This is a genomic window from Rhodococcus sp. P4_B6 (genome assembly GCF_056402215.1).
Genome location: NZ_JBFUHV010000124.1, coordinates 14,850 through 27,316, shown reverse-complemented (window position 1 = coordinate 27,316; position 12,467 = coordinate 14,850). Strand labels below are relative to the sequence as shown.

At 67.3% G+C, this 12,467-nt stretch carries 11 protein-coding genes; 7 read left to right on the top strand and 4 right to left on the bottom strand.

The window, feature by feature from the left end:
• Positions 1-371: RNA-guided endonuclease TnpB family protein (locus AC1DWT_RS36700; RefSeq protein ID WP_477924407.1), on the top strand; the 371-nt coding region annotated here is incomplete at its 5' end.
• Between the two features lie 69 nt (positions 372-440).
• Here the strand turns inward: AC1DWT_RS36700 and AC1DWT_RS36695 are convergent.
• The gene (locus AC1DWT_RS36695) at positions 441-737 is read right to left on the bottom strand and encodes a DUF1937 family protein (protein ID WP_095863113.1); all 297 of its coding nucleotides are present in this window, start codon (positions 735-737) and stop codon (positions 441-443) included.
• Between the two features lie 249 nt (positions 738-986).
• On the opposite strand from AC1DWT_RS36695, the gene AC1DWT_RS36690 reads away from it, so the two are divergent.
• Entirely contained in the window at positions 987-2,201 is a 1,215-nt protein-coding gene (locus tag AC1DWT_RS36690; protein WP_179377638.1) for an MFS transporter, read from the top strand.
• A gap of 378 nt (positions 2,202-2,579) precedes the next feature.
• Here the strand turns inward: AC1DWT_RS36690 and AC1DWT_RS36685 are convergent, their stop codons facing one another.
• From AC1DWT_RS36685 to AC1DWT_RS36675, 3 genes are read right to left on the bottom strand one after another with little or no spacing between them, the layout of a single operon-like run.
• Positions 2,580-4,166 (bottom strand): GMC oxidoreductase, encoded by a 1,587-nt coding sequence (locus AC1DWT_RS36685; RefSeq protein WP_477924404.1) that lies wholly within the window; start codon positions 4,164-4,166, stop codon positions 2,580-2,582.
• A complete protein-coding gene (locus AC1DWT_RS36680; protein WP_072939182.1) occupies positions 4,163-5,950 on the bottom strand; it encodes a thiamine pyrophosphate-binding protein in 1,788 nt (595 codons plus the stop codon). Before AC1DWT_RS36680 ends, AC1DWT_RS36685 begins: the two co-directional genes overlap by 4 nt.
• A gap of 20 nt (positions 5,951-5,970) precedes the next feature.
• Positions 5,971-6,636 carry a ThuA domain-containing protein gene (locus AC1DWT_RS36675; RefSeq protein ID WP_005244749.1) on the bottom strand — a complete coding sequence of 222 codons (666 nt, stop codon included), beginning with the start codon at positions 6,634-6,636 and terminating at the stop codon, positions 5,971-5,973.
• Positions 6,637-6,857: 221 nt separating this feature from the next.
• Between AC1DWT_RS36675 and AC1DWT_RS36670 the strand changes: the two genes are divergently transcribed.
• From AC1DWT_RS36670 to AC1DWT_RS36650, 5 genes are all read left to right on the top strand, one after another.
• Complete coding sequence (locus tag AC1DWT_RS36670) at positions 6,858-7,919, top strand: LacI family DNA-binding transcriptional regulator (protein ID WP_095863116.1); 1,062 nt, start codon at positions 6,858-6,860, stop codon at positions 7,917-7,919.
• Between the two features lie 33 nt (positions 7,920-7,952).
• Positions 7,953-8,837 (top strand): LLM class flavin-dependent oxidoreductase, encoded by an 885-nt coding sequence (locus AC1DWT_RS36665; RefSeq protein WP_095863117.1) that lies wholly within the window; start codon positions 7,953-7,955, stop codon positions 8,835-8,837.
• 104 nt (positions 8,838-8,941) lie between these two features.
• On the top strand, positions 8,942-11,131 hold the full coding sequence (gene treS / locus AC1DWT_RS36660; RefSeq protein ID WP_095863118.1) for a maltose alpha-D-glucosyltransferase: 2,190 nt from the start codon (positions 8,942-8,944) through the stop codon (positions 11,129-11,131).
• A 73-nt stretch (positions 11,132-11,204) separates the two neighbouring features.
• Positions 11,205-11,948, top strand: a complete 744-nt coding sequence (locus tag AC1DWT_RS36655; RefSeq protein ID WP_477924400.1) for an SDR family oxidoreductase — start codon at positions 11,205-11,207, stop codon at positions 11,946-11,948.
• 10 nt (positions 11,949-11,958) lie between these two features.
• Complete coding sequence (locus AC1DWT_RS36650; RefSeq protein ID WP_477924398.1) at positions 11,959-12,417, top strand: RrF2 family transcriptional regulator; 459 nt, start codon at positions 11,959-11,961, stop codon at positions 12,415-12,417.
• The last annotated feature ends 50 nt before the right edge of the window (positions 12,418-12,467 follow it).

Here is a 12,467-nt window from a genome sequence, read left to right as displayed (position 1 = left end):
CACTCTCCACTCGGCTGGTGCGCGAAAATCAAGTGATCGCCATCGAGGATCTGAGTGTGCGGAACATGGTCAAGAATCGGTCGTTGTCTCGGGCGATCTCGGATGCGGGGTGGTCCGAGTTCCGGTCGATGCTCGAGTACAAGGCCGACTGGTACGGGCGGCGGGTGGTGGTGATCGACCGGTTCTGTCCGTCGTCGAAGACCTGCTCGGCGTGTGGGGAGGTCGCCGGGGCGATGCCGCTGAACGTGCGGGAGTGGACATGCCGGTGCGGCGTCGTCCATGATCGGGATGTGAACGCGGCAAGGAACATTTTGGCCGTCGGACTGGCGGTGGCAGCCTGCGGAGACGGTGTGAGACCACCCCGCACCTAAGGTGTGGGGTGGCGACTGTCGGTGAAACAGGAACCTCGGGACGCGAGTCCCGAGGGGAATCTCGGTCGTTCACGGCCGAGAGGACGTCAATCCCGAACTCCGATCCCACCCGTCCACGTCGAGAATGATCAACTCGTCCATCGATTCCATGAAGTGGGCGTCGACGGGTGCCCACAGCTTGCCCACCTCGCTGGGGTCGATTGTCTTGAAGGCCAGATTGATCGGGTGCGACATCGACACCTGACTGAAGATGACGTTGCCCGACTCGACGATCGTCGCGGCGACCTCGTTACAGGCGAGGAAGCGCTCGTGGACGACACGTTCGTCCGCGTGGCTGTACGGGCAGGCCAGAAAAATCTTTCGCATGGGAAACCTATCCATTCGGCGGGATCGACTGTCCCGCAGGGTGTGAGAACATCGCCCTCGGCAAACCAGCGGGCGCGCTACGTGGCGCAGATCCGCTGCGATGAACGATCTGTCGACAATAAACTAGAGGTCGCAATGTTGTCGACGGCCTCTGACAGCATTGATCCAATGATCGACGGTTCTGGAGGGCATGTGTGCAACGCAACGGACGACTCGATCGGGAATCTCGTCACGGTGAGGAATGCGCGGTTGGCTACATTCGCCTCGTTCTTCCTCGGTGGGTACACCGTCGCAATGTGGGCGTCCAACGTTCCGCTGATCCAGGGCCGCAACCAGGTCAGCGACGGTCAGTACGCGATCGTCGCCCTCTACATCGGTATCGGGGCCACAGTCGGATGCATCGCGGCGGGTCGTGTCGTCGACCGGTGGGGGCCGAAGTGGACGCTGCGACTGTCGGCGGCGTTGTACGCCGTATCGCTGCTGCCTGTCGGATTCGCAACAGGGGCAGCGTCACTGGGAGTGGCCGCGTTGGCGATGGGGGTTCTGCGCGGCGCCACGGACACGAGCGTGAATGCTCATGGTGTAGCAGTCGAGCGTCGCCTCGGGCGGTCGACGATGCTTGCATTCCACGCGGCCTGGCCGGCTGGTGGCTTGGTCGGCGGCCTCGTGAGTGCCCAATTCATGAGGATGGCGCCTGACAATCCGGTGCTGTGCCTGACCGTCAACGGGATCGGCGTCGCCTTTGCGGTGATCGTCCTGAGCCGGTGGTACCTCCCCGAGGCTCCAGAAGGCCACGGTGGCAGGACGATCGACGATCGCGCATGCGTTGGTGGGCAGGCCGCCGCATTGAGTCCGGCACGGTCGGCGAGCACACTATTGGCCGTCGCCCTCGGATGCACCGGTCTGTGCGCCATGCTCGGCGAGGCGTCATCGGATTGGACCGGGAAGTACCTGCACGAACAACTCGCAACCACCACGGCAGTCGCTGCGCTCGCCTTCGCGTTCTTCTCGGCAGGCCAACTGGTCGGCCGTCTCGGTGGCGACGCACTCACGCGGAGATGGGGAGCGACGGCAGTGACCGCGACCTCGGGACTTCTGGCTGCTCTCGGCCTTGCGTTCACCCTCGCGCTGCCCCATGCGTACACCGCGCTGCTGGGGCTCTTCGTCTTCGGCCTCGGGCTCGCTCCCATCGTCCCGCTGGTGCTGGCCACGGCCGGTCGCATCGACCCGGCCCGAAGCGGCACCAACATCGGAATCGTCAACATGCTCGGGTACGGCGGACTGCTCGTCGGACCGGTCCTCATCGGCACTGTCGTAGTCCACGCCGGATTGACTCTCGCACTCATGATCCCAGCACTGCTGGCACTCGTGGTCGCGGTCATCGGGCCACCGGTGATGCGGAAGGCGCGCCTCGGTGCGAGTCATTCCCTTGTCGCGACAGTCCCGGAATCGGTCAGACGATAACGGGCCCGGAATAGTTCAGGCACCATGGCCGATACACGCACAGGAATGTCTTCAACACCTGGGAGTTCACCAATGAAGACCCTCGTCGTCGGAGGAACCGGCCGCATCGGCGCGGCTGTCGTGGATGCTCCGACCCCGCGCAACGCCCCTCCGTCGTCACCGAATCCCTCGACGTCTACGGCGACTACTTCCCGGGGTTCACGCCCGTTCCCGTCGCCGACGTCGCCCGCGCCTTCGTCAAGTCCGTGTACGGCATCCAGACCGGTCGGGTGTACGAGCTCGGTTAGCCGGTGGTGACAGCGACGATCCGCGGACCCTTCCTCCGTGTCGCACCCGTCGAGCGGGGCGCGACGTGATCGGAAGGGCCGCGGAGCGACGTTATTCTGCGGCGGACGCGATGCGGGGCGCGACCCGCAGCGCGTTGGCTGCGATGGTCAGCGCGGGGTTGAGCGCCGCCGACGACGGGAAGAACGACCCGTCCACCACCCACAGGTTGTCGACGTCGTGACTGCGGCAGTTCGGGTCGAGGACACTCGCCGCCGGATCGGTCCCCGCGACCGCGGTTCCGCACATGTGCGAGTTCGTCGCGATCCCCATCCGTTCGGTGAGGATGATCGGATACCCTGCCCTGCGGACCGCCGCGGAGACCCGGCGAACCAGTTCACGGTGCGGCGCAGTGTTGTTGGGCGTCCAGTCGACGATGATCCGGTCGCCGTCGACCTGGACCCGGTTGCTGCGCGCCGGGAGATCCTCCGTGGTGAGGTAGATGTCGAGACTGCGATCCACCACCGCCTTCAGCGCCCACATCGGGGCCCAGGGCCGTGCCCCCTTGACGTGCGCGGCCTGCAGTTTGCCGAGCATCTGCAGATTGCCGAGCGGGAATTCGTTGTCCGGGCCGGCGACGTACCAGTCGTTGATGCCCAGTGTCTTCTGCCACGCGGTCGTGTTGGTCCGGAAGGGGTTGACGCCCATGAAGAACGTGCTGTTGTGCACCATGTAGTTCCGGCCCAGCAGTCCCGACGAGTTGCCGAGACCGTCCGGGTTCCGCTCGTCGGCCGAGCGGAGCAGCAGCGCCGCGGTGTTGACCGCGCCCGCCGAGACCACGAACTGGTTGGCGGTGATCCGGATCGTGCGACCACGGAACTCGGCCTCCGCGGCGACGATTCGCGTGCCCTTCGCGTCGGTGAGAAGGCGCGTCACCTTGGCCTCGGTGAGCAGGCGTACCCGGTCCGACTCGAGGGCGGGGCGCAGCGCGCGGTTCTCCGCTTCATTCTTGTGGTCGGTCTGCGACGGGGTGCCGTCCGACGCGGTCGACTGCCGGCGATGCTCCTGCGTAGTCAGGTTCATGCCGTTCGGCGTGTKGAACGGGTGCAGACCCTGTTTGCGCAGCGAGGACGCGAAACGCTCGATCGTCGGCTCGTGCGGCAGCGGCGGCAACGGGTACGGAGTCGACCGCGGCGGTTCCGTCGGATCCTCGCCGTCGCTGCCGTGCACCTGGTAGAGACGCTCCGCCTCGGCGTAGAACGGTTCGAGGTCGGCGTAGCTGAACGGCCACTTCGGTGAGACGCCGTCGTAGTGCTGCGTCTCCTCGAAATCCGTGACGCGGAAGCGGGGGAGGCTGCCGCCGTAGAACTTCGTGTTGCCGCCCACCCAGTAGTACACACCGGGCTGGAACGGCTCACCGTTGCTGCCGTCGAACCACGGTTCGGCGGTCTTGTACCGGCCCTCGAGGAACATCTCCGCGGCCTGCGAATTCTCCACCTCGCGGGGGAGGAACCGGCCGCGTTCGACGACCAGGACGTCGACGTCCCGATCCCGGAGCGCCCACGCCAGGGTCGAACCACCCATCCCGGACCCGACGACCACGACATCGGCCGTGACCGTGTCGGAGTCGCCCACCTCGACCACCGCGCCCTCGCGCAGCGGTGAATACGCGTCGATCTGATCGTGGCCCGAGGTTCTCACAGGTGCTGTTCCTTGGCTCGGGTCGCCCAGTACTCGTCCTGACGTTCGTCGTCGATGTACGCGGGGACGGGGAAGTCCCACCACCCGGGAACCCACGGTCCGGCGGCGTCACGATCCGTCGGGATCTCGATCAGGGCAGGCGCTTTCGAGTCGAAGGCCTTCCGGTACGTGCTCTCGAGGTCGGCAGGGTCGTCCACCCGGAACGATTCGAGGCCGAACGACTGGCCGAGCGCCTTGAAGTCGGGGCTGTACGGGGTGCCGTCGGGGCGGTTGAACTCGGTGCCGATGTGCCGGCTGGTCTGCTTGCGCTGGCCGCCCCGAATGGACATGAAGCCGGCGTTGTCCTGGACCACGAAGACCACAGGAATGTCGTGCTGCACGCAGACACCGATCTCCTGCGACGTCATGAGGAAGTCGCCGTCACCGAGCACACACGCGACCTGCCGGTCGGGGGCGGCGAGCTTGGCGCCGATCGCGGCGGGCACGGCCCACCCCATCGACGAGAATCCGCCCGAGGTCAGGTGCGTGCGCGGGTGATACACCGGGAACGTCTGCTTCACGGCGCCCTGGGTGTTGCCGGAGCCGGCGACGATGATGCCGTCCCGTTCCATCACGGACCGCAGGCCACCGAGGGGGCGTTGCGAGGTGAACGGGAACCGGTCGGAATCGCGTCGGCCCGCGAGCTTGGCCTCCCACTCCGCCTTCAACTGCTCGAGTTCGGCGAGGTATTCGGAGCGGTCGGCGCTGCTGCGGGGGAGAGAGGAGACGATCGCGGCGACGGTCGGCTTGGCGTCGGCGACGATGCCGACCTCGGCCGGGTAGTTCTTGCCGATCTCGTGTGGGTCGATGTCGATGTGGATGAGCTTGGCCGGCGGAATCGAGAACGTCACTCCCTGCGCGTAGCTGGAGGAGGACCAGTCGGTGAACCGGCATCCGATGGAGATCACCACGTCGGCGCGAGAGGCGACGGCGTTGCCGACGATCGTGCCGGTCTGGCCGACGCTGCCCGCGAACAGTGCGTGGTCCTCCGGGAACGCGCCCTTGCCGTTCCACGTGGTGACCACGGGGATCTGCCACGCCTCGGCGAGGGCGAGCACCTCGTCGGCCGAGTCGGACGTGATGGCGCCGCCGCCGACGACGATCACCGGCCGGCGTGAGTCACGGAGCACGTCGACGGCCTTGTCGATTGCCAGCGGGTCGGGCTGCTGCAGGCCGACCGGCAGCCGTCGCGCGAGGTCGTGCAGGGACACGTCGGCGGCCTCGGCCTGCACGTCCATCGGCACCTCGATGTGCGCAGGCCCCGGGCGACCGGTCAGCATCGTGCTGAACGCGCGGTGCATGATGAACGGCAGTTCCTCCACGCGGGTGGCGACCCAGCTGCGCTTCGACACCGCGTCGGTGACCTGCGGAAAGCCGTTGTCGGTGTGCCGCTCGAGTTCCTGGAGCAGACCGCGCCCGCGCATGTGGGTGGGCGGCCCGCCGGTGATACACAGCAGGCTCGTCGAGTCGCTGTACGCGGTCGCGAGACCGAGCACCGTGTTCGCGGCGCCCGCCCCGATCGACGCCACCGCGGCCATCGGCTTGCCGGACACCCGGTAGTACCCGTCCGCGAGGTGTGTGGCGCTCTGCTCGTGGTAGACCTGGATGAACGGGATCTCGGACCCCTTCTCCAGGAACGCATCGGTGAGCGACCAGATGCCGTGGCCGGGAATGCCGGTGACGTATTCGACGCCGTACTGCTTCAGGACCTGGGCGACCACCTGCCCGCCGGTCAATTTCGCCATGATCGTGTCTCCTTGCTGTGTCAGTTGGCTACGCGGGCGGCGTAGCGCAGTCCCTGCTTGGTCAGTCGGCGCACGTTCGGCTCCGACAGGTCGGCCGGGGTGTGGCCGATCGAGTGGTAGAAGACCCGGCCGGCGCCCCACTGGCGCACCCACGCCACCGGGCTGCGCAGTCCCTCCAGCCAGGGCAGGTGCTCGCCGCTGAACTCGGTTTCCGCGAGTACCCGGTTGTTCGGGTCGACGTGCATGTAGTACTGCTCGGACGCGACGGCGAAGTCCTCGACACCCGCGGTCACCTCGTGCTCGCGGTCGGTGATGCTCACCTTGTACGGCTGCGGGAAAGCCTCTCCCGCAGGGTGTTCGACGAAGTCGCCGCCGAGGAGGAAGTGGTACTTCAGGCTCGCCCGGAACGCGGCGGCGGCGCCGTGCCACGCCGCGACCCCGGTTCCGGCCGCGACGGCGTCGAGCAGGTTCTTCTCCTGCGAATCGCTCAGGTCTTCGGTGGTGAGCGCGTTGTTCCAGCCGAGCACGATCAGGTCGTATCCGGTCAGGTCGCGGTCGAGGGTGAAGATGTCCTGCGACTCCTCGACCTGGTAGTTCAGCTCGGAGAACAGTTCGCGTGCCCACGCGGCGATGTCGTACGGATGGTGGCCGGGCCAGCCGCCGTAGAGGTAGAGGACCTTGGTCATGAGTGCTCCCAGGGATGGTGAAACCGGAATGGTGAAAGCAGATGGTGAAACGATTAACTTATGGTGGTGAATCGTATCACCGGCTGGAGCGCTGTCAATGGGTGATGTCGAGGGGAGCGTCGGGAGCGCCCGACCGCGGACTAGGATCGGGCTTCGCCACCTGTGCGCTTCGGTGCGCAACGGCCGGTTGTGGCCGATGAACGCCGACGAGGGAGTACCACGTGGTCACGATGAAAGACGTCGCGAAAGCGGCCGGCGTATCGGTCGCCACCGTCTCCTACGCCTTCAGTAAATCGTCGAAGGTCTCTGCGACACAACGGGAACGCATCTACTCCGTGGCCGCGGACCTCGGCTACGCCGGGCCGAACATCGCCGGAAGCAGCCTGCGGTCGGGACGGATCGGCGCGGTCGGCGTGATCGTGCCCGACTCCCCGGTGCAAGCGCTGGAGGATCCGTCCGTGACCCTGCTGATGAAGGGCATCGCCGAAATCGGGAACTCCGCCGACATCGCCCTCACCCTGTTCCCGGCCTCCCGCGGTGGCTCACCGGACTCGCCCCCGAACTCGCTGGTTCTCCGTGGGCTCGTGGACGGTGTGGTCATCCACAACGTCCCGGACGGGCACCCCCTGGTCGAGGCGATCATCGCGCGCGGCATCCCGGCTGTCGTCGTCGATTCGCCCAGAAGCGCGGGACTGCCGTTCGTGGCCATCGACGACCGGAACGGCGCCTATCTCCAGATGGACCACATCCTGAAACTGGGCCACCGGCGCATCGGGATCATCGTCGACAAACTCGGCCAGGACTCCGACTGCCGGATGGTTACGACGGCCGACGTCGGTGCGGCAACCGAGCGCAACGCACGCGAACGCCTCGCCGGCTATTTCGACGCGGCCCGCGACCACCACCTTCCGGTGGAGGAACTGTTCATCGTGGTGGCGGGCAACATCGACAGCGACTCCGGTGCCGAGGCCACCCGGATCCTGCTCGACGCCGCACAGCCCACCGCGCTCGTGGCGACGTCCGACGTGCACGCGGTGGCGGCGTGGCAGGTGCTGCGCGAGCGCGGGCTGTCGGTCCCGGACGACATGTCCGTCATCGGTTTCGACGACGCGCCCGTCGCAGAACTTCTCGGTCTCAGCACGATTCATCAGCCGATCGTCGAGAAGGGGCGTGCGGCCGCGACGATCCTGCTCGATCGGCTGGGTGGCGGCACCCGCACGCGATCGTTGATGAAGACGTCACTGGTCGTGCGCGCCAGCACCGCCCGGTTGCGGGAATCGTGACGATGGGCCGGCCTGATCGCGCATGATGGGTCGATGACGAATGCGGTGCCGCGACTGGGCGTGACGTTCATCCCGACGATCGAACCTGAGCGGTTGAGAGACTTCGCGCGGGTGGCCGAGAGCAGCGGCCTCGACGAGATCTGGTTGTGGGAAGACTGTTTCAAGGAGAGCGGCGTCGCGTCGGCGGCCGCGGCGCTCGCGTGGACGGAACGAATCCACGTCGGCGTCGGGTTGATGCCCGCCCCGCTGCGTAACGTCGCGCTCACCGCGATGGAGATCGCCACGATGGCCCGGTTGTTTCCCGGCCGGGTGATCGCGGGTGTCGGACACGGGGTGCAGGACTGGATGGAGCAGGTGGGTGCCCGGGCCGGGTCGCCGATGACCCTGCTCGAGGAGTACTCGGTGGCGCTGCGGGCGCTGCTCGACGGCGAGTCTGTGAGCACCCGCGGGCGGTACGTTCGGCTCGACGACGTGACACTGGACTGGCCCCCGGCCGAGCGGGTGCCGCTGATGCTCGGCGGCGAGGGCCCCAAGTCGATCCGCCTGGCGGCACGGCTGGGTGACGGCAACCTCCTCCCGTCCGCGGTCGGCGACGACGACGTCCGCCGAACCCGCGACCTGATCGTGGAGGAGATCGGCGGCGACCGGGCCGCCTCGCATGACGTGGTCGTCCCGAAGATCGCCGCCACCGGCGACGGTGCGCAGCGACGGGTGGATGCGGAACTGGCGCGGTGGGAGAAACCGGCCGACGCAGGAATCGGCGTCGCGGGAGACGCGAACACCATCGCCGCGGAGGTGCGCAGACTCGCCGATCTGGGCGCGACGTCCGTGGCGATCACGCCGACCGAGGACGAACCGGATCTGCTGGGATTCGTCGAATTCGTCGGCCGGGACGTCACACCGCTGCTCGCCAGGTGATCGAGCCGTTTCCTCCCCAACTCCGCATGCCGGGCGGTCGTTTCCGTGGGACGGTGGACGGGTAGCCGACCGGTGCGGAGTCGACGAGATGACGACGGAGGACCATGAACCCCGAGATCCATCACGAGCCCAGCGAGATCAGCTACGACGAGCAGTTCTACCCGGCGCGTCCGCGGCCGTTGAAACCGTCGGTCCGCCGCGCGGCCAGGGTGGATGCGCAGTCGGGTGAGCCGGTGCCGGACAACCCGAAGTACGTGGAGTGGCTGATCAACCAGTCGATCCTGCACGATGCGAAGTTGATCGCGGAGCAGTTGTCCGGCAAGGGCAGCATGTGGCAGAACCCGTATGCCGACCCCAATCCGCGGGCCGCGGTGGAGCGGGGTTCGGTGTGGTTCACGGCGTACCCGATCTCGATCATCACGGCGCCGGGCGCGAGTTTCCTGAGTTCGCTCGGCGACGAGTCGCTGTGGCAGGCCTTCTCCGACATCGGGGTGACGGCGGTGCACACGGGGCCGGTGAAGCAGGCCGGTGGGATCGACGGGTGGCGGGCCACGCCCTCGGTGGACGGCCACTTCGACCGCATCAGCATGCAGATCGACTCGGCGTTCGGGACGGAGGAGGAGTTCCGCAAGCTCTGCGTCGTCGCCGCAGCGTACGACGGCATCGTCATCGACGACATCGTCCCCGGTCACACGGGTAAGGGCGCCGACTTCCGGCTCGCCGAGATGGCGCACGCCGACTATCCCGGCATCTATCACATGGTGGAGATCGAACAGCAGGACTGGCACCTGCTTCCCCGCGTTCCGGACGGCCGGGACGCGGTGAACATCGACGCCGACACCGAGGCGCAACTCGCCCGCGCCGGGTACATCATCGGGCAACTCCAGCGGGTCATCTTCTACGAACTCGGGGTGAAGGAGACCAACTGGAGTGTCACACCCGCGGTGATGGGGGTGGACGGCGTCGAGCGCAGGTGGGTGTATCTGCACTATTTCAAGGCGGGGCAGCCGTCGATCAACTGGCTCGATCCGTCGTTCGCGGGCATGCGCCTCGTCATCGGCGACGCATGCCATTCCATCGCGGACCTCGGCGCAGGCGCGCTCCGCCTGGACGCCAACGGTTTCCTCGGGGTGGAACGCCGCACCGAGGGACTCCCCGGCTGGTCGGAGGGGCACCCGCTGTCGGAGGCGGCGAATCACCTCATCGCCAGCATCGTGCGGAAGATGGGCGGATTCACGTTCCAGGAGTTGAACCTCACCATCGACGACATCAAGGCGATGGGCACGACCGGCGCCGACCTGTCGTACGACTTCATCAATCGCCCCGCCTACCATCACGCGCTGGTCATGGGGAACACCGAATTCCTCCGGTTGACGATGAACCTCGCCCGCGATCACGGCGTCGACGCGGCTTCGCTCGTCCATGCTCTGCAGAATCACGACGAGCTGACGTTCGAGCTGGTCCATTTCGCGACGCTGCACAAGGACGACGAGTTCGACTACGGCGGCGAGTCCGTCACCGGGTCGGACCTCGGCGACCGCATCCGCAAGGACCTCTGCGAGCGGCTCACCGGGCGGTGGGCGCCGTACAACCGCACGTTCACCACGAACGGGATCGCGTGCACGACAGCCAGTGTCATCACCGCCGCGCTGGGCATCCGCGACCTCGACCGGATGGACGCCGCCGACATCGACACCGTCAAGCAGGCCCACCTGCTGCTGGCGATGTTCAACGCACTCCAGCCGGGAGTGTTCGCTCTGTCGGGCTGGGACCTGTGCGGTTTGCTTCCCGTGCCGTCCGAGGACGTCGCCGATCTCCTCGCGGAGGGGGACACCCGCTGGATCAACCGGGGTGCGCACGACCTGATGGGCGTCAACCCGGACGCCGAACGGTCGGAGTCGGGCATTCCCCGCGGACACAGTCTGTACGGGAGTTTGCCTGTGCAACTGCAGGATCCGACGTCCTTCGCACGCCGCTTGGCCCGCATCATCGACATCCGGAACCGATTCGGCATCGCCACCGCCGTCCAGCTCGACGTGCCGACCGTGTCGCACAAGGGGCTGCTCGTGATGGTCCACGAACTGGCGGACGCGAGTCTGGAGGTCACGGTCCTCAACTTCACGTCCGAGGAGATCGCCGCGACCGTCCAGTCGCAGTTCCTGCCCGCGGGCTCGCCCGCGGTCAACCTGTTCACCGACGAACAGATCGGCGCCGTGGACGAGCTGCACAGTTTCCCGATCACCCTCGCGCCGTACGAGGGGGTGCCCGTCGTGGTGCGGCCGGAATCGGCGTGATGCGGGCCTTGACTCGGACAACGCTTGTCGGAGTAAACTCGGATACGATTTATCCGAGTAAAGGAGAGAAGACGTGAAGATCGTCATTTTCGGGAACGGACTGATCGGACGGCAGGTCGCGGCCACGCTCGGCAAGACCGGGCACGACGTCGTGGCACTCGGCCGCGCCGACGGAATCGACACGACCACCGGCAAGGGCGTCGCGGAAGCCGTCGCGGGAGCCGACGCGGTGGTGGACCTGACCAACTCGCCGTCGTGGGCGGACGACGACGTCCTGGCGTTTTTCCGGGACTCGACGAAGCACATGCTCGCCGCCGAGGAGGCCGCCGGCGTCGGGCACCACGTGGTCCTGTCGATCGTCGGCGCCGACCGGCTTCCCGACTCGGGATACCTGCGGGCCAAGGTCGCACAGGAAGACRTGGTCAAGGCGGGCCCAGTGCCCTACTCGATCGTGCGATCGACCCAGTTCTTCGAGTTCATCGCGGGCATCGCCGACGCCGGGACCGTCGGCGACACGGTGCACGCGACGCCGGCGCACCTGCAGCCCATCGCCTCGCGTGACGTCGTGTCGCGGGTGGCGGAGGTTGCCGCAGGCTCCCCGTTGAACGGCACCGTCGAGATCGCCGGTCCCGAGCCGCTGGGCATCGACGAACTGGTGCGCCGGCTGTTCGCGTCGACCGGAGACAAGCGGTCCGTGACGACCGATCCCGCCGCCGGCTACTTCGGTGCGCAACTCGACGACGCGGCCATCACGCCGACACCCGGCGCCGGCGCCTGGATCGCCCCGACCACCCTGGACGAATGGTTGCGCAAATAGGGTCGTGAGCATGAAGATTTCCGGTGGTGTGGAGTGGTCGCTCCACTGCTGCGTCGTGCTCAGCCAGGCCGAGGGTCCGGTGCCGACCGCGCGGCTGGCAGACCTGCACGGGGTGTCGAAGTCCTATCTCGCCAAGCACCTGCAGTCGCTGGCACGGGCCGGCCTCGTCCACCCGACCGAGGGCCGCGACGGCGGGTACGTCCTCACCCGTGCCCCCGGGGACATCACGGTGCTCGACGTCGTGCAGGCGGTCGACGGCGCGGCACCGGCGTTTCGGTGCACGGAGATCCGGCAGCAGGGGCTGCTCGCCGCGCCACCGGAACAGTGCACGACCCCCTGCGGCATCGCGAAGGTCATGGCCGACGCCGAGCGTGCGTGGCGGGACACCCTGTCGGGTGTGACGATCGCCGATCTGGCGGCCACGCTGGACGTCACCGTTCTCAAAGCGACACTGGAGGCTTCCGGGTAGCTGCTCGACCGGCGGTCCCTGTTGCCCCGGAGCACGACCGCGGCGAAGAC